Genomic DNA, 25444 nt, shown 5'->3' with positions numbered 1-25444 from the left:
AATGCTTCGGGTTGATTATGTAGTGCTTGGCAGCGGCATAGCGGGCTTAACCTTTGCCCTGCAGGCGGCCGCGCACGGTAGGGTGGCCGTGGTCTGTAAAGCGTCTCTTTCCGAGACGAACACCATGTTCGCGCAGGGCGGCATTGCCGCGGTGCTGAGCGAAATGGATTCGTTTGAGCAGCACGTGCAGGATACCCTGGTTGCCGGGGCAGGCCTGTGCGACGAGGCGGCGGTGCGTTTCATGGTGGAGCGGGCGCCCGAAAGTATAGACTGGCTGCAGCAGCAGGGAGTCTGCTTTGATGGGGATGAAGACAAACGTATAGCCTTGGGGCTGGAAGGCGGCCACCGCCAGCACCGCATCGTGCATGTGAAAGACCACACCGGCCTGAGCGTGCAGCAGGTGCTGGGCAAGGTAGCCCGGCAGCATGCAAATATCTCTATACTGGAGCACCACATGGCCCTGGAGCTACGCACGCAGCTTAGTGCCTGCCAGGGCGTGCAGCTACTGAACCTGAAGACCGGCGAACCCAAAGCCATACTTGCCAGGGCGGTGGTGCTGGCCACCGGCGGTTCGGGACAAGTATACCAGCACACTACCAACCCCAGCATCGCCACCGGCGACGGGCTGGCCATGGCTTATAGGGCAGGAGCAGCGGTCAGCCATATGGAGTTCATCCAGTTTCACCCAACGGCACTCTACAACCCTGCCTCCAGAGATACTTTCCTGATAAGCGAGGCGCTGCGGGGTGCAGGCGCGGAACTGGTGCTGCCGGACGGCACGCCGTTTATGCACCGCTACCACGCGCAGGGCTCGCTTGCCCCACGCGATGTGGTGGCCCGGGCCGTGTACCACGAGATGCAGCAGCACAGCTCGCCCTGCCTCTACCTGGATGCGCGGCAGTTGCCGGAAGAACATGTGCAGCGGCATTTCCCGCTTATCTACAACACCTGCAAACGTATAGGCATACTGGCTGAACGAGACCTGATACCGGTGGTGCCGGCGGCACATTACCAATGCGGGGGCGTGGTTGCGGATGTGCATGGGCAAACCACTGTGCCTGGTCTGTACGCTGTGGGGGAGGCGGCCTGCACCGGGGTGCATGGGGCCAACCGCCTGGCCAGCAACTCGCTGCTGGAGGGGGTGGTGTTTGGCAAAGCGGCGGCGGCACACGCTGTAGCACAAAAGTATGAGCACACAGAAAGTATAACAGTTCCAGAGTTTAACGGCCAGGCTGCTGTTGCTGTGTCTCCTGCCTTGGCAAGTATAAAAGAGGAGCTGCGGCACCTGATGTGGGAGAAAGCAGGCATAGCGCGCACCCAGGAAAACCTGCTGGAGGCAAAAGAGCGGGTGGAACAGCTGAGGCGGCAATTGCAGGAAAGTGGGGCGGCAGGTGCAGCACCTGCGGTGTGGGAGCTGCAGAACATGCTCACAGTGGCTGCCCTTACCATAAATGCCTGCCTGGGCAGAAAGCAGAGCGTAGGGGGCCATTACCTTGTGCAGGAGCCGGAGCTGGCTTAGGGCTGGTGCAGATCCATTTAAAAATATAGTTAAAATAATCATACTTGTTGATTGTGCTGTTTTTCTGCCCCGTTACCGGATAGAAGGGTGTCTGGCATCTCAGATTAGGAATTGATTTAAACATTGCAGTATATTAGCAGCGGCTACACTTCCTGTAGTCTCAGATAATTCCTAAAACCGAGTTCGATGAAGTATACTTTTGTAAAAGTACTGTTGGTGCTGCTGGCAGTGGTTTCCATGTCTTCGTGCCACATATCCCGCAAGAAGACGGATAAGAACGGCAAGGTGGTGGTCATCAGCAAGAGTAAGAGCGTCACCCGCAAGGACAACGGGCTGCACAAGGGCTGGTACAAGAACCCGAACAACCCGCACCACCCACGCACCACCAATCCCGGACACACCAAGAACAGGGGCACTGGCAAAGGCAACACCACGGTGGTGGTCGTGAAAGGCCACAACGCCACAGCAACCAAAGCCAAGCCCCAAGCCAAAGGGAACCAGGGTGGCAAAGGTAACCAGGGAAGCAAGGGCAAGGGAGGCGCCGCCCAACACGCGAAAGGCAAGAAAGGCAAAAGCTAAACAGAGTTCCGCTCTTACCAAAAGGAGCTGCAGCAACGGTGAAGGTCGCTGCTGCAGCTCCTTTTTTTATGCCCCTGGCATACTCCTTCGGCGGGATGCTGCGTTTAAGGAATAGATCTATACTTGTATACCTAATCCTGCTACGATGGTCAGAGTATTTGCAATGGTGCTGCTGCTGTTGGCGGGCGGCGCATTCTACGGTGCCTCGGCAGAGGCTGCTACGGCAGAGTGGCCAAAGCTAAGGGGGCTTTTCCAGAAGAAGGCCAAGGGCGTAAAGGCCTTTAAAAAGCATAAGAAGAACACCAGCTATTACCATGCCGCGGCCAAAAAGCACCGCAGGGCGCAATGGCAGCAGCAGCGCCATCCCATGGTGCCATAGCCGCGTACCTTTCCTGCCTTGCACCGTATAAGCGCGTATGGCAACAGAAAACACGCACTACACCCGCACCCCGCGCTCCGAAAAGCTGAAGTGGGTAGACCACATTGCTTACCTGATGGACAACCAGTTCCGGTTTCCAGGCACTAATTTCCGTTTTGGCTTAGATCCTATCCTGGGCCTGTTGCCCTTCGCCGGCGACATCGCCTCTTTTGGCGTATCGGCGGTGCTCATACTTACCATGGCACGCCACGGGGCCAGCGGCAAGCTGGTGGCCCTGATGATGCTGAACATCGGGCTGGATGTTATCTTCGGCAGCATTCCCATACTGGGCAACATCTTCGACTTTGCCTTTAAAGCCAATGAGCGCAACGTGCGCCTGCTGCGCCGCCACTACGAGGAAGGCAAGTACCAGGGCAGCGGTAAAGGCATCATGGCGGGCGTGCTGATAGGATTGGTGGTGTTGCTGGTGTTCCTGGTATGGTTGCTGTGGCAACTAGCCGAGTGGATGTGGCACCTGGTGGCCTCATACTTCTAAACGACCCAGGCTTCGGGCCATATCGCGGGCTTTGAGCGCGCTTGCCTGCTTGTCCTTTATCTCCAGCATAATGTCCATGTCCAGCCCCTCGGTTTCAGCCAGGAAATCGTGGAAAAGCTGCTCCTCTATACTTTGCACGTGCTTGCCGCGCCGCTCGTTGGGCGCCTGCGAGCTGTAGTCCATCATCAGGATACCGTCTTTTTCGGATTGCCAGGTAGCGGCGGCCATTTCCACGGCCTCGCGCATGGGCTCGCCGTTGTTCACGCACTCGTGGTGCAGGTTATCAAAGATCACAGGCATACCGGTAAGCTCGTGCAGCTGCAGGCAGTCCTGCAGGGTATACGTGCGGTCGTCGTTCTCCACGCAGAGGCGGGCTTTTACGGCGGCGGGCAGGTGGTTGTGGTATACTTCGGCAAAGCGCTGCATGGCTGATGGCTTGTCGCCGTAGGCTCCTCCGCCGTGTATCTGCAGCTTGGCCGTGGTGTCCAGCTCCATCAGATCCAGTATACTTCCCTGATAGACTAATTCGGCGATGCTGTTGCGCACTGTTTTCTCATTGGGCGAGTTGAGCACCACAAACTGATCGGGGTGCATGGAGATGCGCATATTATTGTTTTTGATGTAGCTGCCCAGCCGCCGGAACGTCATCTTGAAATGCTCCTGCCAGTTGTATTGGTTGATCTCATGCGAGGCGAAGGGCACTAGGTCGGAGGTGAGGCGGAAGAAGAGCAGCCCGTGCTGCACGTTGTACTCCAGGATGCGGCGCAGGCAGCTCAGGTTCTGCTCCACGGTCTCGATCAGGCGCTCTTCGGAGTAGGAGGCCAAGCGGAAGGTGCGGGAGGAGCGGCAGTCGAGCGCCTCGTTGATGCAGGGGTATCCGATTTTCATAGTTCCAGGGAAAAGTATACTCTGAACCTACGGAGCGACGGATTGTTTGGCTGCTTTACCGGTAGCCGGTGTTGTCCTTGAAGAAGCGGTTGTAGTTCTGTCTCTGCTGCTCCTGTTCCAGCCTGAGCCGCTCTGCCTCCTGCTGCTGGCGCCTTTCCTCTTCCCTGGTTAAATATTTCCGGAGCTTTCTTCGCTGCCTGCCTTCCTTGGAGAAGTAGGAGACCGGATTAAAAAGCAAGGTCGGGGGGCGGGGTGGAACCGGGGGCGGCGGAGTGATGGTGGGCTTTAGCTGCTCTGTCGGGCGCTTTACCAGAAGCGGAGCACTCCTGACCTCCACCTCCCTGATCTGCTGCACCTCCTCCTGCAACACAAAGAGCAGCTGTTGCGCTGTGCCCTGCTCCGGCTTTACCTGGTACAGCACAGGCCGGAAACCAACGGCCCGGACAAGTATGGAATCGTGGGGTTGAACCAGCAGGCTGAAGCGGCCGGCCTCGTCGGTTATGGTGCCTGTCCCGGAGCTAAGCCTGACTATACCTGCCCCCGCTACCGGTGTCTTCTTATCGGGGTGCAGCACAGTACCGCTAACTTTTAGCTGCTGTGCGTGCGCCGGTAAAGTATAAATAGCAAAGAGAAGGAGCCATAAAACACATACACGTTGGGGCTGGGGCATGGTGGCTTGTTTTCATAGGTACATTTATACTTACGAGTATATACCAATAATATTATATTGATGAGTGTAAATACTTTACGGAAGTTTTATACTTCAGGCGCTGGGCTTACGTAGGCCGCGGCTTACGGCCTCCCTCAGTATCTCTGGCATGAGATGAAAGTATAAACTCAGCCGCAGGCTATTCTGTAGACTGCGTCCGAGGCAATTTTTACCGGTAGCCGGTGTTGTCTTTAAAGAAGCGGTTGTAGTCCTCGCGCTCCTTCTGCTTTTGCTCCGCCGCCTGCTTGTCGAGGTACTCCTGCAGCGCGCGCTTCTGCTTACCTTCGCTGGAGAACAGGTCGTACATCAGGGTCATAGGGCTGAGGATGGTGGGCGCCGGGGCCGGGGCAGGTGGCGGCGGCTCCAGGCCGGGTATGAAGTTAGGATTCTTGGTCTGGCTGGTCTGCTCGCGTTTCATGTTGCGCAGGGCGCGGTCTATCATCTCCTTCGAGGGGCGGCTGGTTACCTCCACCTCGCCCAGCATCACGCTATCCTCCTGCAGCACAATGTTCACACGCAACTCCGACACAGGCAGGGCCTTAGGCAAGTATAAAAGCGGCTTAAAGCCCAGCGCCCGGATCATCAGCGTATCCGTTTGCGCCACATCGATCAGGAACTTGCCCTCCTCATCCGATACCACGCCCATGTTGGTGTTCACCTTCACGATGGTGGCGCCGGGTATCGGCGTGGAGCGGTCGGGCTGCAGCACGGTACCACTTATCCGGATGCTCTTCTGGGCCATGGAGGGCAGGCTGCAGAGCAGGAGCATCAGCGTGAGGATATATAGAAGTGGGTGTCTGTGCATGGGGTTCTCGTTGTGCCGCGGGCGTTTATACTTCGCCATGATCAGCCAAAACAGAGCCGGCCTCCGGTATAACGGAAGGGACTATGTAAAATTACAGAATAAATCGGAGAAGGTCCAAAAAAGCGGAAGCCTGCTGCGATAGGGGCGGCAGGCTTCCGTAAAGTATGGATCACCAACAGGTTTAGTTCTGGTTGTTGCCACTGGCAGTGCCCGAGGTGTCGCTTGGGTTGTCATTGCCGGTGCCATCGCCGGGAGCCGTGTTACCGCCTTCTGTGCCGTCGTCGCCACTTCCCCCTCCCGTGTCAGAGGGGCTGTTGGAGGTGTTGCCCACTTCCCCGGATGGGTTATACTCCTCTGCCAGGTCCCGCAGGCTGCGGCTCGCAGAGTAGTAGACCGTAACCATCTGCACTGCAATGTTACCTCCTTCCAGGGTCTGGCGAGTCTCAGTGGGCAGCGTTTTGGTACTGAACGGATAGTACTGGGTCAGATTCTTCGGGGCGCCAAGCATGTCTGGTTCCTCCATATGGTAGCCGCGTATGTGCGCCGGGTTCACCGACTCATCGTGGTTGGCGTCTGTCACCTCAAAAGAGGTGCCTTTGGTGTCTTCTCCGCAGGAGGTGGTTAACAGCAGAATGGCTGCAGCGGCTACCGGGAATAATATCTTGTTCATGGTTTGCTGATGTTTTTTGGTTGTACGCGACCCTATCCGGCTAGGCTCAGCAGGTGCAAATGGGCTCAGCACATAGTACGCTGCCATTGTCTGTAATGTTCAGCAGGCCACCGGGCACAAAAAAAGCGCTGCCGTTGCGGTGCGCTTCCTTGTCAGGTATGATGTATACTTTCTATCAGGCTTTCCTCAGCTCAAACACGGTGATCTCCGGCAAGAAGCCCACACGGCCGGGGTAACCGATAAAGCCGAGGCCGGTGTTCACGTACAGGTGCTGGCGCCCTTTCTTGTAAAGGCCCGCCCACTGCTCGTACACATACTGCACCGGGCTCCACTTCAGGCCGGGCACGTTTACACCGAACTGCATGCCGTGGGTATGGCCCGAGAGCGTCAGGTCGATGTCGTTATACTTCTGGTTGACCTCACCGTCCCAGTGCGAGGGGTCGTGGGAGAGCAGCACCTTGAACGGCACCTCCTCGGTACCCTGGTAGGCCTCCTGCAGGCGACCATACTTCGGGAAGCCGGCCCGGTTGCCCCAGTTCTCCACCCCCAGCACGGCTATGCGCTCGCCGTCCTTCTCAATGATGCGGTTCTCGTTCATCAGCAGCTGCCAGCCCATCTGGCCATGGGTATCGATCATCTTGCGCAGGTTCTCCGCCTTGGCGTTTTCGTGGGGCCACTCGCGCACATAATCGGCGTAATCGTGGTTGCCCAGCACCGAGAACACACCGCCTTTGGCACGTATCTCCTTCAGGGTGGGGATATGGGCCTCTACCTCCGAGGCCAGATTATTCACCAGGTCGCCGGTGAAAAACACAAGGTCAGCCTCCTGCTTGTTGATAAGGCGCACCGCCTCCTTCAGCGGTCCGGTGGAGGTGAAGCTGCCCGTGTGCAGGTCCGATATCTGGAGCATCTTATAGCCTTCGAAAGCAGCCGGCAGATTCGGGAAACGCAGCGTCACGCGCTTTACGCGGTAATCGTAGGCGCCCTTCACCATCCCGTAGATAAAGGCTGAGAAAGGTATAGCGGCCACCAGCAGGCCCATCTGGTTGAGGAACTTGAGGCGCGAAGGGTCAAAGTTCTCCTCTCCGCTGGCCGTGTTGATAACGATTTTCCCCAGGCGCAGCGTATCGTCCAGCATCAGGAAAAGCACCACCACCAGCTTGGAGGCGAAGATAATGAAGAGTGTGCTGGCCAGGTAAGTCTTAAAAGTGTCGGGAGGCGTGCCGCGTGTGGCGGAGGCAAGTATAAACGTACCGGCCGTGACGGCAAAAATTGCCCAATGTATGAAATAGATGGTTTTTTGCGCCGTACCACTCAGGTTGTCGCTAACTGTTTTGATCGCCTGGAATACATAAAGGTCCACCAGGAAAAGGAGCAGGATAATAAGGGCAAATGTCAGCATACGTTGCATATCGTAGTAAAACCGCCAGGGGCCGGCATTGTTTGGCTGTGGCGGGCAATCTTCAAAAGTATAAAAAAGATAGCTGCAGGTTGAACTATTTCAGGATGAAAGCAATTCCTCTTGCATCTCCATAAACATCAAAATCTATACCGTAAGTGAAAGCAAACGAACTACCTGCCACACTGCCATACCTGCAGCCGCTCAACATCAAGACTTGGGCCGAGGAGGACCGCCCGCGCGAGAAACTGCTGCTAAAGGGAAAGGCCGCCCTGAGCGATGCCGAGCTCATCGCCATCCTGATCGGCTCCGGCACCACCAAACTCACGGCCGTGGATGTGGGCAAGATCATACTTTCGGCGGTGGGCAACGACCTCAACGAACTGGCGCGGCTATCGGTGAAGGACCTGACCAAGCACCCGGGCATCGGGGAGGCCAAGGCCATCTCTATTGTGAGCGCCCTGGAACTGGGGCGGCGCCGCAAAGAGGCCACCGTGGCCGCCAAAACCCGCATCACCTGCTCCACCGACATCTACAACTACATCAAGCCGCAGCTGCTCGACCTGCCGCACGAGGAGTTCTGGGTAATCCTGCTCAACCGCGCCAATGTGGTGATGAAGAAGGAAAGTATAAGTATGGGCGGCGTTGCCGGCACTGTGGCCGACCCCAAGATCATCTTTAAGAAGGCACTGGAGCAGTTGGCCAGCTCCATCATTCTGGTGCACAACCACCCCAGCGGCAACACCAAGCCCAGCGCCGCCGACATTTCCCTGACCAAGAAAATGAAGGAAGCCGGCACTTTCCTCGACCTGCCCATTCTCGACCACATCATCTTCACCGACAACGACTACTACAGCTTTGCTGATGAAGGAATTCTTTAGAGTTAGAAAGTTAGAAGGTTAAAAAGTTAGAAAGTTGAGCTATGCTTGAAGAGAGGAAGAGCAATTATGCCTTTGCGGAGGAGTTTAAGAGACGGACGAAAAGCTTCGCTTTACGTGTGATAAAGTTGTTTCGTGCGCTGCCAAACAGGCCGGATGCTCAGATTTTAGGGAAGCAATTGGTCAGGTCAGCTACTTCTGTTGCAGCCAATTACAGAGCAGCCTGCCGCGCAAGATCTGGTGCGGAGTTTGCAGCTAAAATAGGGGTTGTATTGGAAGAGGCAGATGAAGCACAGTTTTGGCTGGAAATGCTGGAGGAGTCTGATATTGTGAAGGCAGAGCTTCTGGAAAACCTCAAAGATGAGGCTGCTACGCTTACAGCCATACTTACCAGCATCAGAAAGTCAGCGTCAGGCAAGAAATGACTTTCTAACTTTTTAACCTTCTAACTTTCTAACTCCACCTCAGTCCTCAGGAAGAATTTCCTGCACCCGTCCCACTTCCCCTGTCTCGAGCCGTACTTTTATGCCGTGCGGGTGGGTGGGGGAGTTGGTGAGGATGTCCTGCACGTAGCCTTCGGTAAGTTCGCCGGTGCGCTGGTCCTGCTTCTGCACAATGTTTACGTGGGTGCCGGGTTTGATATTGGCGCGCTTTCTGCCGTCCATGGTTTAAGTATAAAGTATAGTTCTGGCTGCAAGGTACGCAGAAAACCCGGAGGTGTCAGGGCTGCGGCCTGGTGATGATGTTCAGGTACTGCTCGTCGAAGCTCCAGCGCGAGGAGGTTGTCACGCTGAATTCAGCCACCTCTATTTTGTCAATCTGGCGCAGGTCGGCCAGTAGCAGGGCAGGGTCCTTTACGTGGTTGCCGTTAATGGCCAGCGTCAGCTTCTGCTGCTTTTTCGGCACCTTAAACGCTTGGTATACTTCCTTCAGGCGCACCAGCGGGAGTTCCTGCTTCAGGTCTATGATCACGGCACCGTCTGTTGCTTTCTCTCCGAAACGGTTTAGCGCGTTCCCGCCCTTTACCACCTCCACATGCTCAATGTCGTTTGGGTTCAGGATGAGTGCATTGGTGGCTGTCTCCTGCTCGTTCACCAGCACCAGCGGCTGGGGCACAGGGTCCTGCAGCTGCACAGAGGCCAGCTTTTTCACCTCAAACTGCTGCGCCTGCACGTTAAAGCCAAGCCCTAGCACGAACAAGGCGAAAAAGAAGTATGATTTCATGGGAACAGGGTTACTTTTTCTGCAGCTGTTGAACGGGTTCCCGGGTGGTTTGCCGTTCCTGCTCTATCTCGTTGGCATACTTCATGTACATCAGGATGCCCGCCACACCCAATATGTGCCCGGCAAGTATGAGGTACAGCCCCAGGTAGTTTTCAGCGGGTTGCAGCAGGCGCAGCACAATTCCAACAACCGCCAGCAGCGCGGCGGCCTTATAAAGCATTTTCTCGATGGTCCTGTTTTTCATCTTGTTAAGGATTAAGTAAAACAAGCACACGGTACCTTCTGCCTGGCGCAGGAAGTATGGTGTACTACAGGCACTCTGCCGCCACGGATACTGCAGGCGACCTACCAAGACTTATTTCTGCGTAAAGTGCTAGCACTCATCAGCAGGCAGAATCGCTACCCCATAAACATGGCTCCGGAAGCGACTAGGAGGGAAATGAGCCCCCTGCCTGCCTATGTATTTTCAGATATTTAGCACTTTAACAGGATAAAGGTATAAAAAATAATATTATAAGGGCAAATTTATTTTCCCCTTTGTTTAAATTTATGTATTGCAAGGTGCTGATGCTTATATATTTACTCTTGCACCAGGTTGCCCATGTCTGATATGTGCAGCATCCGCAGCATGGAAGTCTTTTTGTGCTGGTGCTCCTGCATGCGCACCAGGATGTCGTGAAGGAGTTCGATAGCCAGGATGATGTGCGGCCCCTTGTTCAGCATCACGCAGTCGGCGCGCTGCGACATGGCGGCATCCGTAATCTCCGCCCGCGACGGGCGCCCCTTCTTGGCCAGCGTCTCGAGCACCTGCGTGGCCCACACCACCGGCATGTGCGCCGCCTCACAGAGCCACAGGATCTCCTCCTGCGCCTCGGCCAGCCGCTGCCAGCCACACTCCACGGCCAGGTCGCCGCGCGCGATCATGATGCTGGTGGGGTGCGTCTTCATGGCTGTTAGCAGCAGGTGCGGCAGGTTCCGGAAGCCCTCCTTGGTCTCTATTTTAAGCATCACGCCCAGGTCTGTGGCGTTAAGCCTGCGGAGCTCCTCATGCAGCGCCTCCACGGTGTCGGCGTGGTTCACGAATGAAAGGTTCACGATATCGGCGTGCCGGGCCACAAATTTCAGGTCGTGGCAGTCTTTCTCTGTCAGCCCTTTCATGTGGATCTGGCTATCAGGCAGGTTGATACCCTGGTCGGAGCGCAGCCTGCTGCCTTTGTCGCTGGCATAGGTGATTTTTACCAGCAGCCGGTCGGGGCTTACCTCTTCCAGCACGCCTTCGATCTTTCCATCGTTAAAAAGTATAGGCTGGCCAGGTTTTGTTTGCGTAAAGGCCTCCGGCAGGGTGCAGGAGATATGCGCTGGTTGCACCACGTGCCCGTCCGCATCAAAGGTGGCGGGTTCTCCCGGTATCGGCTCCCGGTCAAGCACCAGGAAACTGCCCTTCTTCAGCACAATGGGCACCTCCAGGGCTTTCAGGTCTCCGATGGTAGTGGAGCGCTTTGTTATGTTTTTGCCCTTCAGGACCAGCTCGGTGCCCGTGTTGATATAGGAGGTTTTGAGCAGGTGTGCCAGCACCCCCTCTTTCTCTTTCCGCATTACGGTCATACCCCGTCTTCGGCCCCGGGTGTCCTTAAAGGATAGCTTGTCGCCCTCTTGCAGTTGCGCCAGCCAATTGGAGTCCACCGGCAACCAGGTATCAGCATCTTTAGGAAGCGGAACATCCTGTTGTGGGGCCAGCCATACTTTGGCAGCCTCTATCAGCTGGCCCAGGCTGTCCTGCACCGGGCGCACCACCAGCAGCCTTGGCCCTTCCTTCAGTGGGCCGGTGCGTAGCTTGGGCCCCATCAGGTCCATGAGAATCTTGCAGGGAATACCGGTTTCCTTTTCGGCCTTTCGGACGTTTCCCACCATCTGCAGCCACTCCTTCTCCGAATCGTGGGCGCAGTTGATGCGGGCACAGTTCATGCCGGCCTTCAGCAGGCGTGGCAGCAGTTCATACTGCTCGGCCGCCTCAGGGGGCAGCGTCACCATAATGCGGGTGGAGCGCTTGTCGGGCTTTGGCCCCAACAGGGCCTCGGTGTGCAGGTCGAGCAGCTCCTTGTTCTCAAAAAACGTTACCGCCAGCTCCCTTTGGGTATCCTGGCACTCCCCGATGCGGCACAGGTGCTGGCGTACCGCCTGCAGGCTAGCCAGCACATGGCCCTCGGCCCGCCCCAACGACGACAGGCCCAGCTGCGCCAGTTGCTCCTGCAGGTCCCGGATGTCGTGCTGGCGCAGGGCCAGGTAGTGCAGCAGGTTCCTGGCGCTCTTCTTAAACTTCGGGTGGACAGCCTTCACGGTAGTGGCAAACTTCTCCTCCAGCGTAACGGCATCCTGGTGCAGCTGGTCCAGCTGGTGTATAAGGTTCTGGTAGTGTTCTTTCGTTTTTTGCATGGCTTTGTTCATGTATAAGGGCATACGGCCGGGCATGGAGGGGAGGTTAGGTTGGGAAGGGCTATTTGCCGGGCGAAAAGTATAAATCCATCTGCTCCATCCACTGAGGGGCGGCCCAGGTAATGAACAGGAAGGCTTGGATAAGGTTTTTGTTTCAGCGCAAGGCCTGTAAACCGCTGCTATGAAAGGCAATGAAAGCGTGTACGTCAGCTGGTCCAACCACCCCTGGCCCCTCCCCGAAACAAGTTCGGGATCCGAGACTTGTCTAAGGCGGGGAATCTGTAGTTGCTTCTGCTGAAGTATAAGTTTCATAGGCGCTGTCCTCGCGCGGACAGGTCGCGACCTGTCCCTACAAGTATAAACCTGCTCCTACTGAGAGGGAAATTCACCCCACCCCAACCCTCCCCTAAAAACAGGGGAGGGAGTTTGGTTCCTATTGTATAGCAGTAGCTATCGAACTGATTCCAGCCTTTGGGTTGAGCGCCTTGTGAGATCCGGTGCCCTGAAAGGGCAGCCGTAGCGCAGCGGAGGCAGGAGGGAACACAGCGCGATGCCCAAAGGCGAGCCCTCTCGGGCTTGAGAGCACCAAAGTATGAAAAGGAACTGTAGCTTATGTAAGGCTGGAGGATGAACGAAAGCTATAAAGTATAGCTTGTGTCAAGTTGAAGGAAGCAAAGGCTCATGGAAGTATGAATCAGCAAGTATAGATGTATGGCTCTGCGAGCCAGTCGGGTTACAAACCCAACATCATAGTAGGACACGAGTTGCAAACTCGCGCCAGCAGAAGGATGTCCTGAACAGCAAGTATAAAGAGGCACAAGCGGACGCTTGCGCCAGCGCAAGTATAAAAGGCTCAAGTACCCGAATGGCTTTTCAAGCCAGTCGGGTTGCAAAACCGACGCCATGGTAGGATACAAGTCTGAAGACTTACACCATGGAAAAAGGCAGCGGCTAGGAAGGTATACCTGAAGTATAACTCGAAGGAAAAAGTATAAATCGAGTATAAAATTCAGCTCATCCGGTCATCCCGTAAATCCCGATTCCGACAAGTATAAAAGAATAGCCAAAGTATAAAGTATGGCTGAAGCTGGTTCTCCATCAGAAAGGAGAAAGTATAAAACGGCCGCAGCTAAAGCATACTTCAACTGCGGCCGCCGTTACCTTACTTCTTGCCAAGCGGGGCGCCCACGGGTATGCCGCAGTCATGGCCGGGCTCGCCGTGCGGCGGGTTCATGCCGGGAGCCACCGTGGCTTTGGTCGGGATTGGCGACAGGTTCGGCTTCACCAGGTTTGGCTGCGGCGAACCATCCAAAGGAGCGCCAACCGGGAGGGCGCAGTTATGGCCCGGCTCGCCGTGCGGCGGGTTCAGCGCCACGGCCTGGGCTGGTGCCTGGGCAGGCTGCGCCTGGTTCACGCCGGTTGCCGGAGTAGAGGCGGTGGTGGTGTTCTCGCTGCCGCTGTCGGAGCAGCCTGCAAATAAAAGCGCCGAAACTATCAGAAAAGTATAAGGTGCGTTCTTCATGGTGGATGATTTGTTGAGGTATAGTGGTCTGAACATGGACTTATCCCATATAAGTTTCCACGGCGGGCGGAAACTCCTAAAGGCTGTACTATTTATACATTCCGGCGCTAAAGTGCAACTATATCCCGCGCTTCTGCCCAAGTACTTAAGCGTTGCCTCTACTTTCCTCCCCAAAAATTTCCGATCTTTGCACAAACTATAGCCACGGAGTTTTATGCAGAGACCGCTGAGACTTGTTGTAATGGCCGGCCTGGCGCTGGTAATCTTTTACTTTCTCCAGGATGCCCTTTTTAACGACGACAACTACATTAAGCCGCTGCTGAAGGAGCGGGAGGAGAAAGACCTCTCGTTCAGGAGCCGCACCAACAGCCCTTTTGACGCCGCCGGGCGCCGGGCCTTTACGAACCTGGTATACTACGAGCTGAACCTGGACTACCGGGTGAACGCGAAGGTGGAGGAACTGGCCAGACAGGACACCCTGCTCATGCCCCTGACCAACGGCAGCTACGAGCCCTACCTGCGCTACGGAACGGCCACCTTCGAGCTGGAGGGGGGCGAGCACAAGCTGATGCTCTACCGAAAGCTCAGCGGCGAGAACGAGGAGCTTTTTGTGCCCTTCACCGACAAGACCAACGGCTTTGAGACCTATGGCGGCGGCCGCTTTATGGATGTGCCTTTCGAGGAGGGGGACAAGAGCGTGGTGCTGGACTTTAACCGCGCCTACAGCCCCTTCTGCGCCTTTAACCCCGATTACGTGTGCCCGCTCCCTCCCAAGGAAAACCGCCTGGCCATCTCTGTTCCGGCAGGCGAGAAAACCTACGAGGCACCGGAGTAAGGCTTGCAGGACCAAGGACTATTTGACAAAAGACAAAAGAAGGACAGGCAAGTATACTTTCACGGCACACGCTACTAAGCTTACTGTAGACCTAGGGTCGCTGGAGAAAGGATCATAAAAACTTTAGGCGATTCCTGGCAAGCGGTGCTACATGTATGACGATCGCCAGTGCGAATCACAGGAATTCGTGATTCGTAATACTTGCTACGTAATACGAAAAGAAATTATCCTTAATTTTGGAAAAGATTGGTTTCCGCTTTGGAGGCTGAGACAAAACAACGACAGAACAACATGCTGATTTCATTCGACTGGCTGAAACAACTCATACATACCGACAAGACTGCTGAAGAGATAGGAGTGCTGCTGACCAATGCCGGGCTGGAGGTAGAGGGGATCCATACCTTTGATCTGGTGCAGGGAGGTCTGGAAGGCATTGTGATCGGGGAGGTGCTGACCTGCGAACGCCACCCGGACGCCGACAAGCTGAGCCTGACCACCGTGGATATTGGCGCGGGCGAGCCGAGCCAGATCGTGTGCGGCGCGCCAAACGTGGCAGCCGGCCAGAAAGTGGTGGTAGCCACCGTGAACAGTACGCTTTATCCAACCGGTGGCGAGCCTTTCAAGATCAAGAAATCCAAGATCCGGGGCGCTGTGTCGGAGGGGATGATTTGTGCCGAGGATGAGATCGGTATTGGCACGTCGCATGCCGGCATCATGGTGCTGGACACAGATTTGCCGAACGGTACGCCTGCCGCCGGGTTCTTCGGCCTGGGCTCCGACAGGGTTTTCGAGATCGGCCTGACGCCCAACCGCGCCGACGCCGCCTCGCACTACGGCGTGACCCGCGACCTGCAGGCCCTGCTGGATGCAAAAGCGCAGCTGCCAAACACGGAGGCTTTCAGAGTTTCCAATACATCCCGCCCGGTTGCGGTGGAGGTGGAGAACACTGAGGCTTGCCCACGCTATGCGGGGATAACAGTCTCAGGTATAAAAGTCGGCCCATCGCCGGAGTGGCTGCAGAAGCGCCTGCGCGCCATCGGCCTCTCGCCGATCAACAACGTGGTGGACGTAACCAATTACGTGCTGCACGAGCTGGGCCAGCCGCTGCACGCCTTCGATGCCGATAAGATCGCCGGAAACAAGATTGTGGTGAAGAACGCCGAAGCGGGCACTACCTTTAAAACGCTGGATGGCGTGGAGCGCAAGCTGAACCCAACCGACCTGATGATCTGCAACGCGGAAGAGCCGATGGCCCTTGGCGGCGTGTTCGGAGGGCAGGAATCCGGTGTGACGGAGGAAACCACGAGCATCTTCATCGAGAGCGCCTACTTCTCTCCGGTTTCTGTCCGCCGCACGGGTATGGCGCATGGCCTTAAAACCGACGCCTCTTTCCGTTTTGAGCGTGGCACCGACCCGAACATGGTGATCACGGCCCTGAAGCGCGCGGCCCTGCTGGTGCAGGAGGTGGCCGGTGGCCAGGTAAGCTCCGAGATCGTGGACGCGTACCCGCAGCCCATCCAGAACCACGAGGTGAAGCTGAACATAGCGCGTGCCCATACGTTGATCGGCCAGCACATCGGCGCCGAGCGCATCAAAACCATACTTACAGACTTAGAAATTGAGATCACGAATGAGACGGAAACGGACCTGACGCTGTCGGTGCCGCCGTTTAAGGTAGACGTGACCCGCGAGGCCGACGTGGTGGAGGAAATCCTGCGCATCTACGGCTTCAACAACATCGAAATGAGCGAGAATCTGGCTACCTCATACTTGGCCAAGTTCCCGAACCCCTACGCCGAGGACGTGACGGAGACGATCATGGGTTACATCGCGGCCAACGGCTTCCACGAGATCATCACCAACTCCATCACCAACTCCAACTACTACAAACCAGCCGGCGAGGCAGAGACGGCTACGCTGGTAAATGTGGTGAACTATAACTCCGAGGACCTGGACGTACTACGCAAAAGTATGGTCTTCTCGGGCCTGGAGGTGCTGCGCCGCAACATCAACCGCCGCCAGCGCGACCTGAAGCTGTTTGAGCTGGGCAAAGTATACGAACTGCAGGAGGGCAGCTATAACGAGAGTCGTAGGTTGTCCTTGTACATGACGGGCAGCGTGACGGCCGAAAGCTGGAAGCAGCCAAGTATAAAAACCGCCTTCCACGACCTGGCGGGCGTGGTGCAGAACGTGCTACGCAAACTGAACGCCGGTGATTTTGAGGTGCAGCAGCTGCAGGAGCACAAGTACATGCGCCAGGGCATCGCCTATGTGAAGAACGGGACGGTGGTAGCCGAACTGGGTGTGCTGGATGCCGGCGTAACGCGCTTTATGGAGGTGAAGGAGCAGGTATGGTATGCCGAGCTGAACTGGGATTACCTCCTGAAGAAGTATAAAGACAAACTGGTGGCCGGCGAGTTGCCCAAGTTCCCGGAAGTGCGCCGCGACCTGTCGCTGGTGCTGGACAAGCATGTGACCTTCGACGAGGTGAAGAAGGTAGCCTTTAAAGTGGAGCGCAAGCTGCTGCAGGACGTGAACGTGTTTGACGTGTACGAGGGCGATAAGATCGAGGCGGGCAAAAAGGCCTACGCCCTGAGCTTTACCCTGCAGGACAGGCAGCAGACACTGACGGATAAGGTGATCGACAGCACCATGAGCCGCCTGATGCAGCAATTTGAGAAACAACTGGGAGCTTTTATCCGCAAATAACGTTATGCCCAAAGAGAAGCAAGTACAACAACTCCGGCATATTGAAGATAAGCTGCGAAAACTAATCCAGCGCCACACCGAGGTGCAGCAACGGCTCCTGCGCGCGCAGGAGCAGGTAAAGCAGCTCGAGGGCCTGCTGGATGAAAAAGACCAGCAGATAAAAAATTTTCAAAATCAGGAGAATATTGTTAAAATTGTAGACGCGATAGCAGGAAACGCTGCAAATTCGACAGAGTTGAAGCTCAGGCTAAACGAATATATCAGGGAAATTGATAAGTGCATCGCTTACCTACAAGACTAAGTATGAGCGCCTCAGGGCCTCAGAACAGCCGGTAAGCTAACCATAAACCAGGCAACGGATGAGTGAATTATCGATCAAGATTCGCATCGCAGAACGCGAGTATCCGATGCGGGTGAAGGAAGAGGAAGAAGAAAGAATCAGAGCAGTCGGAAAGATCCTGAACGAGCGCCTGCGCTTTTACAAGGATCAGTTTGGCATACAGGACAAGCAGGATCTGCTGGCCATGGTGGCGTTTGAGACCATGGCTGAGAAGGTGAAGCTGGAGGACGAGCACTCCTCGCATGTATCCCAGGTAGACCAGCAGCTCAACCTTCTGGACGATCTCTTATCAGCAGTGAATAAATAGACGGGAGGCCCTTGTAAGCCTCCGTTTATACTTCGTTTGGGCCTGAAAGCCACACCCAGTCCCCCTTTGCAGGTGCTTGCTATGCGTGATAATCAACCATAAACGCTATAGTTATGCCCGACATTCTTTATATTTTAGTAACTGCCCTGGTGGCGCTCGTTGTGGGCGTGCTGATAGGGCGCATGCTGCTGCAGAAAGTATTTAAGCAGCAGGAAGAGGAGGCTCGCCAGAGCGCCAAGAACATCATCCGCGAGGCAGAGATCAATGCAGAGGCCCTGAAGAAGGACCGCATCCTGGAGGCTAAGGAGAAATACCTGAAGATAAAGGCCGAGTTCGAGGATGAGATGACCAAGAAGAAGAACATCGTCATTCAGAACGAGAACAAGGTAAAGCAGCGCGAGCAGCAGGTGCAGAAGCAAATGGAGCAGGCCAAGCGCCTTGAGTCTGACCTGCAGAAGGAAAAAGAGACACTGCACGCCGAGCTGGAGAAGGAGCGGAACCACCTGCATGTGCAGCAGGAGCAGCTGAAGAAGCGCAGGGAAGAGGTGGAGCAGCAGCACGGGGAGGTTGTCGGTCAGCTGGAGAAGATAGCCGGCCTGACAGCCGCCGAGGCGCGCGAGCAACTGGTGGAAGCCCTGAAGAGCGAGGCGCAGTCCCACGCTTCGTCGCACATCAAAGACATTGTGGCACAGGCCAAGCTTACCGCTACCAAGGAAGCCAAGAAGATCGTTATCGAAACCATCCAGCGTACCGCCGCGGAGCATGCCATTGAAAACTGCGTATCGGTGTTCAACATCGAGAGCGACGACATCAAAGGCAAGATCATCGGCCGTGAGGGACGTAACATCCGTGCCCTGGAAGCTGCCACTGGCGTGGAGATCATTGTGGACGATACGCCTGAGGCGATCATTATCTCTGGTTTCGACCCGGTTCGCCGCGAGATCGCGCGCCTGTCGCTGCACCGCCTGGTGGCCGACGGCCGTATCCACCCTGCCCGTATTGAGGAGGTGGTAACCAAAACCCGCAAGAACATTGAGGAGGAGATCGTGGAGATCGGGGAGCGTACCGCTATTGACCTGGGCATCCACGGTTTGCACCCGGAACTGATCAAGATGGTGGGCCGCATGCGTTTCCGTTCGTCTTACGGACAGAACCTGCTGCAGCACTCCCGCGAAGTAGCCAACCTGTGCGCCACCATGGCCGCCGAGCTGGGCCTGAACGTGAAGCACGCTAAGCGCGCCGGTCTGTTGCACGACATTGGCAAGGTAACGCCGGACGAGCCGGAACTGCCGCACGCCATTATTGGTATGGAACTGGCCAAGAAGTATAAAGAGCATCCGGACGTGTGTAACGCCATCGGCGCGCACCACGACGAAGTGGAAATGACTGCGATGGTTTCTCCGCTGGTGCAGGCCTGCGATGCTATCTCCGGTTCCAGACCAGGTGCCCGCCGCGAGATCATGGAGTCATACATCAAGCGTCTGAAGGAACTGGAAGAAGCGGCCGTATCATTCGACGGAGTGAACCAGTGCTACGCCATACAGGCCGGCCGTGAGCTGCGCGTTATGGTGGACGCTGATAACGTAACCGACGAGAAAGCGCAGCAGCTGTCGTTCGACATCTCGCAGAAGATCGAGAAAGAGATGCAGTACCCTGGCCAGATCAAGATCACGGTGATCCGGGAGATGCGCGCCATCAGCTACGCCAAGTAAGCATTACATTTGATATTAAATAAGGTTAAACCGCCTGTCGCATCTGTGGCAGGCGGTTTTGTTTTGGCTATACTTGAAAGGATGTAGAGGTCAGCTTGATGGGCTTGACTGTAAGGTGTAAAGCCTTTATATTAATCGTTATATATAGTATATTCGATAGTTTGATTCCGTATACCGTCGGATTTGGGTGTATAAACGGAATAGAGTTCTGTTTATACTATAGTTGTGCGGCATTTCAAATAAAGATAAACTCTTGATAAAACGATTGACTTTCATACTTAGCTTGCTTGTAAGCTCCCAAACTACTTGGAGCCAAGTGATTATAACAGGGAAAGTCATTTCAAAAATTGATGAAACACCTATACCTCTTGTAAGAATTGTTGAGAAGGGCACAAGTAACGGAACTACAGCCGACATTGACGGCACTTTTTCGATTAAAGTAGCAGACCCTAATTCTACTCTTGTTTTTTCCTTCATTGGTATGATAACAAAAGAGTACCAATTGAAGGGTCAAAGGCATATAATTGTTGAAGCCAAGTGGGATTGCCACAAAGACTTTTTTGACTCGAATGAGATAAAGGCGTATGCCAATAGCGGGTTAATCAATACCCCATTAGGCGGACAGATTGAAGTAGCTACCCCTTATTTATTTTTTGGTGGTGTAGTCAAAGGTTCTTATAGTTACCAGACCAACTTAGACCAAACAGAACTTCAGAACGGGCAGATAGAGTTTAGTCATTTCATTTCTACCTGTGACTTTGATATGGATTTTAAATGGAATTATCGTCAGGTTAACTTTAACAACGACTTCAACTCCAAAGCTTACTCTTTTGAAGCAGACTATAACCTTAGAAACGTCAAGTTGATTGCAGGTTATACCCACTTGAGTTTTGATAACCTTGAAGCCGTTGGCACAAAAACTTCATCAGGGGTTTTAATCGGTTTTGGGACCACTTTAGGCCAGCCTCTTCACCCTACAGTCATTGGAAAGGTGTCGTTTTATATGGACAATATTGAATACCAGGCTTCTGTTCAAGGGGGTTATAAAGGGATTCTTTTTTTTACGAAGTTCTACAAGCTTAATTCGTTTAATGAGTTGAGCTTAGGTATAGGTACAGCGATAGGTTATCGAATAAAAAGGCGGGAAAAATAAACGATGCACAACAAACCCTATAAGGTAGCTGCGCCACCTCATAGCCAAACACCGTTGCAGGTAATCCCTAACTAAATGAAAAAGCTCTACATTATCTTTTCTCTCCTTACCGGGTTCTGCATCGCTATCTCCTACAAAATAAAAGACGACTACTTTTATCTACCCTATCCTAATGCCATCGAGTACATCTTGGTGGTGCTTGTCCTGCTGCTTACCGCTATACTTTTAATCCGGCGCAAGCATCGCCAACACAAAGCAGCACTTGGGCTTGCATCGGCAGCTACTATTTTGCTGGTGGTGAACGCTATGAACTACTTCTTTGAATGGCATCCACTCAACCTATCGCTGCCCTTTACTGCGTCACAGTCTTTTGAAGTCATCCATGAGCCTTACAAATGGCAAACCGCCACGCCCGGAAGTGCAGGATATGATCAGGAAGAGATAAAGCAATATCTTAAGGAAATTGAAGGCTGGGAAAGGTTAAGGGGGTTGATAGTGGTCAAAGATGGCAAGTTAGTGATAGAGAAGTATCAGAAAGGAGCTACCAGGTTTAGCGCATTTAATGTCCACTCGGTTACCAAAAGCATCACTTCTGCGCTCACCGGCTTATCGATTCAGGAGGGCTACTTCAAATCAGAAGACGACTTGGTGATACCCTTCTTTTCAGAGCACCAGGGAATGATCCCTGGAAATTCAAAGTATAAATTAACCATAGCCCATTTGCTGTCCATGCGGGGTGGGTTTACCGGTTGGGACGGGCCACAAAATGTTGAGCAGGCGCTTGTAAACGAAGGGGTGTCTGAAGGTAAGATAGGGCAGGAGTTCAAGTATTACACAGGCTCACAGATGCTCCTTTCCGCCATGATTACAAAGGCTTCTAACACCACCACAAAGGAGTTTGCCCGGGAAAAGCTGTTCAAACCACTTGGTATCCAGTGTGGCTTCTGGCGAAAGGTGGATGGCTACTACGCTGGCGGAGATGAGTCTTATTTCACGGCAAGAGACCTTGCCCGGTTCGGGGAATTATACCTTAACAAAGGAAGAGTCAACGGGGTGCAAATTCTGGATGCTGCGTGGGTGGAGAAGAGTTTCACTAACTATACATCTGAAAGTAAAGCATTCCGGACCTTAGGCTGCTACCAGGAAACCGGGTATGGCTACTCCTGGTGGTTGTTAAACTACAATGGAAAACCTGTATACACAGCGAGAGGAAAAGGGGGCCAACACATCCTGATCCTGCCCGAAGAGAAAGTTGTAGCCGTTATTTTGCAGGAATGGAACCTACAGAAAGACTTTGAAACGGAAAATGCATATTTATGCAGGTTGCTCGCTATTTTAACCAGGGAAGTATAAGGACGGTAACAGGCTCCGAACTCCAGAGTAAAATAAGGGGCAGGAAGCATGCTTGTACCAATCTAATTTCCCCCCTTTCCTTATTGCCTACCTTTGTGTCAGTTTCATTTATAAACACCTACTATGAAAAAGCGAGTTAACATTAGCCAGGCAGAGCCGCAGGCGTACAAAGCCCTGTATGCGTTAGAGAATTACCTGCAGTCGACGGATATAACGTCTACGCACAGAAACCTGATCAAGATCCGCGCTTCGCAGCTGAACGGCTGTGCCTTTTGTATTGACATGCACACCAAGGAAGCTCTTAAGAAAGGGGAGACAAACCAGCGCATCTTCCTGCTGAATGCCTGGCGGGAGGCGCCGTTGTATTCGGAAGAGGAGAAAGTTGTCCTGGCCATCACAGAAGAAGTGACCCTGATCCACCAGCAGGGGCTGTCTGAAGAGACGTACCAGAGAGCAGCCGCGCTGTTTGACGAAACCTACATTGCCCGGCTCATCATGCTGGTCGTGACGATCAACGCCTGGAACCGGGTTGCCATCAGTTCCAAAACGTCTTTCTCCTAAAATCACGGGTATTACTACCGTATACTTACTAGCGGGGAGACCGTGTCAATCGATGGGCTAAACCAGTGCTGCGCCAATCAGGTTGGTTGTGTGTTGCGCACCATCAAAGTATAAGTTTGATATTAAATAAGGTTGAACCGCCTGCCGCATCTGTGGCAGGCAGTTTTGTTTTGGCTATACTTGAAGGGACACAACGCAGCAAGTATAAATCAAATATTAGGAGGACCTTTTAAATTTATATAAATTTCTGTATATAGTATATTCAATAGTACGATTCCATTTATACCACCACCGGTAGCCAGCTAACAGGAATTGGTTCCGTTTATAAATTAATTGTTATAAGGTATTCCTGCTGATTAGTATATAGCAATTATAAAATTTACCGACAGAACACTGAATTTTAGCAAAACTTGGAGAAAGGGCTGCTTAATTTAAATTAAAAGCTATGACTAAAATGATGAAATTATACCTCTTTGGCATATTCAGCCTTTTGTTCTTGTTAGCCTGTAACCAGTCTGTTAGTACGGTAACAGATACAACTGCTACGGAAGCAGATACAACAACTATAGAAGCAGGTACAGCTACAATAACAGGCAGCGTAACAAGTCCGAACAATAAAAGCATGGACAGCATTTATGTAACTATCACTGTTCCACGTCCAATTTCAGGAGAGTATAGTCAATATAAAGCACTCGTTGATGAGTCAGGGAAGTTTTCTGTTGATGTTGATGTTGAAACAGCTGTTGCTTTGGTTGGCTTAAGAACAAGCTTAAATCCTTACAAGTCACTTTATGCTAAATTGACAAGTGGTGGTGTTACCAACCTCGACATTGCTTATAATTCGGATTTTGATATCGAGCATGTTAGCGTTACGCCTGCTACTATGACTGAAAATGATATGATCCAGGGCCCAGAGGTTATGCGTAAAATGTTTTCGCATAGGCCAAGTAGGGAACCAAAACCTATGTATGACAAAAGCACAGACTATTTTCTGAATCACGTTAAGACTGCTGTATCAGAAAAATTAGAGATTTTAAATAAGGATACATTACTGTCGAATGAATTAAAAGAAGTTCTGTCTAAGGATTTCCGTTTATTTATGCATGTAGGGCATGTCTTCGATTATGAAGATCAGATGAATCTTAATTATAGAAGCATAACTGGCGATAGGAGCACTAAACCTGAGCTGCAAAAGATTGACAGATCCTATTATCGTTTCCTGAAGGATTTTAAGCTCAATGATCCCCAATATCTGCAAGGCTTTACATTTTCGGAATTTCAAAAAGAGATTCTCCAAAATGAAATATTGGGTCTTCCTGAGATAGGAGAAAGCGACATTCCCTCTTGGCTGGCAAGTGTGAAGGTTATCTTATCGGATCTGGTCGGATTTGACAGTGGCCCCTACTACGATGTTTTAGCAGCCAATGCTTATGCCAGACAGCTAAATGAAGAAGTAAGGCCGCTATCCGAAAAGCAGAAAGAGCATATAGCAGCGTATTGGAAAAACGGGGAAATAGCCAAGATACTGTTTCGGAAAAACCAGCAGGTTGTTGCATTAGACAAATTCATATCCCCTGCTGTTGTCATTGACATCTCATCCGTTCCGGCCGATAAAGTTATGGAAACAATTGTCGCTAAACATCAAAACAAGGTTGTATTTATTGACTTTTGGGCAACATGGTGTGCTCCCTGCCTGGAAGCAATGAATGAATTCAAAAGTACAAAGGGCGAATTTCACGGTAAGGAGGTTGCCTTTGTGTACCTGACAAACGGTTCTTCTCCCCGAAAGCGGTGGGAAGAGAAAATCAAGGGAATTGGCAGTGAACATTATTACCTGACAGGCGCTCAGTGGGAACACGTCATGGACCAGTTTGAATTCGAGGCTGTTCCGTCCTATCTGCTATACAACAAAGAGGGTGTGCTCATCAATAAATTTACGTCCTTTCCTGGAAAAGACGAAGTGAAAGGGATGATTAACGGCCTGTTGTAAAAAGAGCAATTCTTTCTGGAATTGCAGCTGTCCAGAATTCGGTAAAGGACGAAAGTCATTAAAAACTCACCGAATCAAATTCATAAATTGCTGACCAAAAGGATATAGGGACCTACTTGTCCCAAGGATAGTAACCGTAACACCTTAAACAGCAGGTTTAAAAAATTGCGAGTGAAGTGCTTGTCCTTTCTTCATCATCTTTTACTAATTTAATGCGGACTGACAGAGTTTCTAAAAGTAATTTCACAAATTCTTAAACCTGCAAGACCGTTTACTAATAAAAAAAGCCCCCACAGAAACTGCAGGGGCTTTATACTTAACTTAGCTTTAGGGATACTATTTGATAATCTTGCTCAGGCCGACTACCACGGCGGCCACGCGGATCGCATCAAAAATGCGCGGCTCCTTGGTGCCCAGCTGCATCACAGAGGCCTCGTGGGAAGTAACGCAGCGCTCGCAGCCGTTGATAGCCGAGATGGCCAGGCTCATCAGCTCGAAGAACTCTTTGCCCAGCACCGGCTTCATCATAATGTTCATTTTGATGCGGGCAGGCTGCTGCTCGTACTCCTCCTTGCCAGCGAAGTGACGGAAGCGGTAGAGGATGTTGTTGGTGGCCAGCAGAGAGGCACAGGCGATGGCTTCGGCTACTTCACCCAGCTCAGCGCCATTTTCCAGCGCCTTCGCTTCAAAAGCTTTTACCAGTGCTTCGTTCTCCTCATTGGCCGCCGCCGACAAGGCTAGCAGGTACGCCTCTTTTATACTTAAGGCTTCGCCGCCTAGGGCGCTTTTCAGGTTCACGCGCAGGTCGCGGAGGTAGCGCGATTCGGTTTCAGTCAGTTTCTCCAGGGCCGGGTAGGTGCTTTCCTCCGGCAGGCCCAGGTCTTTCAATAAATCTATCTTGGTTTCTTGTGTTGCAGTAAGCATGATTAGCGTGGTTTCAGTTT

26 protein-coding genes are annotated in these 25444 nt (G+C 53.0%); 15 read left to right on the top strand and 11 right to left on the bottom strand.

The window, feature by feature from the left end:
- The first annotated feature begins 1 nt into the window (after position 1).
- The 4 genes from nadB to A3841_RS01185 all read left to right on the top strand — a co-directional run bounded on the left by nadB (position 2) and on the right by A3841_RS01185 (position 3012).
- Positions 2–1519, top strand: coding sequence for an L-aspartate oxidase (nadB, locus tag A3841_RS01200; RefSeq protein WP_073850458.1), 1518 nt, complete (start codon positions 2–4; stop codon positions 1517–1519).
- Positions 1520–1705: 186 nt separating this feature from the next.
- Positions 1706–2098 carry a hypothetical protein gene (locus A3841_RS01195; protein WP_235861239.1) on the top strand — a complete coding sequence of 131 codons (393 nt, stop codon included), beginning with the start codon at positions 1706–1708 and terminating at the stop codon, positions 2096–2098.
- Positions 2099–2243: 145 nt separating this feature from the next.
- On the top strand, positions 2244–2477 hold the full coding sequence (locus A3841_RS01190; RefSeq protein ID WP_139307850.1) for a hypothetical protein: 234 nt from the start codon (positions 2244–2246) through the stop codon (positions 2475–2477).
- Positions 2478–2514: 37 nt separating this feature from the next.
- Entirely contained in the window at positions 2515–3012 is a 498-nt protein-coding gene (locus A3841_RS01185; protein WP_073850456.1) for a DUF4112 domain-containing protein, read from the top strand.
- Here A3841_RS01185 and uvsE read toward each other — a convergent pair.
- From uvsE to A3841_RS01160, 5 genes are all read right to left on the bottom strand, one after another.
- Positions 3001–3900 (bottom strand): UV DNA damage repair endonuclease UvsE, encoded by a 900-nt coding sequence (gene uvsE / locus A3841_RS01180; RefSeq protein WP_073850455.1) that lies wholly within the window; start codon positions 3898–3900, stop codon positions 3001–3003. The genes A3841_RS01185 and uvsE overlap by 12 nt on opposite strands.
- Before the next feature lie 55 nt (positions 3901–3955).
- On the bottom strand, positions 3956–4570 hold the full coding sequence (locus tag A3841_RS01175; protein WP_073850454.1) for a carboxypeptidase-like regulatory domain-containing protein: 615 nt from the start codon (positions 4568–4570) through the stop codon (positions 3956–3958).
- Positions 4571–4778: 208 nt separating this feature from the next.
- Positions 4779–5453 (bottom strand): carboxypeptidase-like regulatory domain-containing protein, encoded by a 675-nt coding sequence (locus tag A3841_RS01170; protein WP_235861238.1) that lies wholly within the window; start codon positions 5451–5453, stop codon positions 4779–4781.
- A gap of 142 nt (positions 5454–5595) precedes the next feature.
- Positions 5596–6084 carry a hypothetical protein gene (locus A3841_RS01165; protein WP_073850453.1) on the bottom strand — a complete coding sequence of 163 codons (489 nt, stop codon included), beginning with the start codon at positions 6082–6084 and terminating at the stop codon, positions 5596–5598.
- A 175-nt stretch (positions 6085–6259) separates the two neighbouring features.
- Positions 6260–7486: a metallophosphoesterase gene (locus A3841_RS01160; protein ID WP_235861236.1), complete on the bottom strand. Its 1227-nt coding sequence runs from the start codon at positions 7484–7486 to the stop codon at positions 6260–6262.
- A 155-nt stretch (positions 7487–7641) separates the two neighbouring features.
- On the opposite strand from A3841_RS01160, the gene radC reads away from it, so the two are divergent.
- Both radC and A3841_RS01150 read left to right on the top strand, forming a co-directional pair.
- A complete protein-coding gene (radC, locus tag A3841_RS01155) occupies positions 7642–8364 on the top strand; it encodes a RadC family protein (protein WP_235861235.1) in 723 nt (240 codons plus the stop codon).
- A gap of 41 nt (positions 8365–8405) precedes the next feature.
- On the top strand, positions 8406–8786 hold the full coding sequence (locus tag A3841_RS01150; protein WP_073850451.1) for a four helix bundle protein: 381 nt from the start codon (positions 8406–8408) through the stop codon (positions 8784–8786).
- A 39-nt stretch (positions 8787–8825) separates the two neighbouring features.
- Here A3841_RS01150 and A3841_RS01145 read toward each other — a convergent pair whose 3' ends face one another.
- From A3841_RS01145 to A3841_RS01125, 5 genes are all read right to left on the bottom strand, one after another.
- Positions 8826–9026: a YwbE family protein gene (locus A3841_RS01145; protein WP_046309007.1), complete on the bottom strand. Its 201-nt coding sequence runs from the start codon at positions 9024–9026 to the stop codon at positions 8826–8828.
- Positions 9027–9081: 55 nt separating this feature from the next.
- Positions 9082–9585, bottom strand: coding sequence for a TonB-dependent receptor plug domain-containing protein (locus A3841_RS01140; protein WP_139307849.1), 504 nt, complete (start codon positions 9583–9585; stop codon positions 9082–9084).
- 10 nt (positions 9586–9595) lie between these two features.
- Positions 9596–9829, bottom strand: a complete 234-nt coding sequence (locus A3841_RS01135; RefSeq protein ID WP_073850449.1) for a hypothetical protein — start codon at positions 9827–9829, stop codon at positions 9596–9598.
- 335 nt (positions 9830–10164) lie between these two features.
- A complete protein-coding gene (locus A3841_RS01130; protein ID WP_083610148.1) occupies positions 10165–12018 on the bottom strand; it encodes a pyruvate kinase in 1854 nt (617 codons plus the stop codon).
- 1162 nt (positions 12019–13180) lie between these two features.
- Positions 13181–13576: a hypothetical protein gene (locus A3841_RS01125; protein WP_206073056.1), complete on the bottom strand. Its 396-nt coding sequence runs from the start codon at positions 13574–13576 to the stop codon at positions 13181–13183.
- 178 nt (positions 13577–13754) lie between these two features.
- On the opposite strand from A3841_RS01125, the gene A3841_RS01115 reads away from it, so the two are divergent.
- From A3841_RS01115 to A3841_RS01075, 9 genes are all read left to right on the top strand, one after another.
- A complete protein-coding gene (locus tag A3841_RS01115) occupies positions 13755–14375 on the top strand; it encodes a DUF1684 domain-containing protein (RefSeq protein ID WP_083610108.1) in 621 nt (206 codons plus the stop codon).
- Between the two features lie 291 nt (positions 14376–14666).
- Complete coding sequence (gene pheT, locus A3841_RS01110; RefSeq protein ID WP_073850444.1) at positions 14667–17084, top strand: phenylalanine--tRNA ligase subunit beta; 2418 nt, start codon at positions 14667–14669, stop codon at positions 17082–17084.
- 4 nt (positions 17085–17088) lie between these two features.
- Positions 17089–17385, top strand: a complete 297-nt coding sequence (locus tag A3841_RS01105) for a hypothetical protein (protein ID WP_073850443.1) — start codon at positions 17089–17091, stop codon at positions 17383–17385.
- A 58-nt stretch (positions 17386–17443) separates the two neighbouring features.
- Positions 17444–17731: a cell division protein ZapA gene (locus A3841_RS01100; protein ID WP_073850442.1), complete on the top strand. Its 288-nt coding sequence runs from the start codon at positions 17444–17446 to the stop codon at positions 17729–17731.
- A gap of 113 nt (positions 17732–17844) precedes the next feature.
- The gene (gene rny / locus A3841_RS01095; protein ID WP_073850441.1) at positions 17845–19443 is read left to right on the top strand and encodes a ribonuclease Y; all 1599 of its coding nucleotides are present in this window, start codon (positions 17845–17847) and stop codon (positions 19441–19443) included.
- A gap of 253 nt (positions 19444–19696) precedes the next feature.
- Positions 19697–20596, top strand: a complete 900-nt coding sequence (locus A3841_RS01090; protein WP_170866123.1) for a carboxypeptidase-like regulatory domain-containing protein — start codon at positions 19697–19699, stop codon at positions 20594–20596.
- A gap of 75 nt (positions 20597–20671) precedes the next feature.
- On the top strand, positions 20672–21949 hold the full coding sequence (locus A3841_RS01085; RefSeq protein ID WP_073850439.1) for a serine hydrolase domain-containing protein: 1278 nt from the start codon (positions 20672–20674) through the stop codon (positions 21947–21949).
- A 123-nt stretch (positions 21950–22072) separates the two neighbouring features.
- Positions 22073–22510, top strand: coding sequence for a carboxymuconolactone decarboxylase family protein (locus tag A3841_RS01080; RefSeq protein ID WP_073850438.1), 438 nt, complete (start codon positions 22073–22075; stop codon positions 22508–22510).
- A gap of 454 nt (positions 22511–22964) precedes the next feature.
- Complete coding sequence (locus A3841_RS01075; protein ID WP_170866122.1) at positions 22965–24500, top strand: TlpA family protein disulfide reductase; 1536 nt, start codon at positions 22965–22967, stop codon at positions 24498–24500.
- Positions 24501–24836: 336 nt separating this feature from the next.
- On the opposite strand, the gene A3841_RS01070 is transcribed toward A3841_RS01075, so the two are convergent.
- Entirely contained in the window at positions 24837–25424 is a 588-nt protein-coding gene (locus tag A3841_RS01070; RefSeq protein ID WP_073850436.1) for a carboxymuconolactone decarboxylase family protein, read from the bottom strand.
- Positions 25425–25444 lie beyond the last annotated feature (20 nt).

Origin of the sequence: Pontibacter flavimaris (assembly GCF_001907195.1) — a bacterium.
GTDB lineage: Bacteria > Bacteroidota > Bacteroidia > Cytophagales > Hymenobacteraceae > Pontibacter > Pontibacter flavimaris.
Note: the sequence above shows the minus strand (reverse complement) of the source record. Positions and strands in the feature narration are given on the sequence as shown.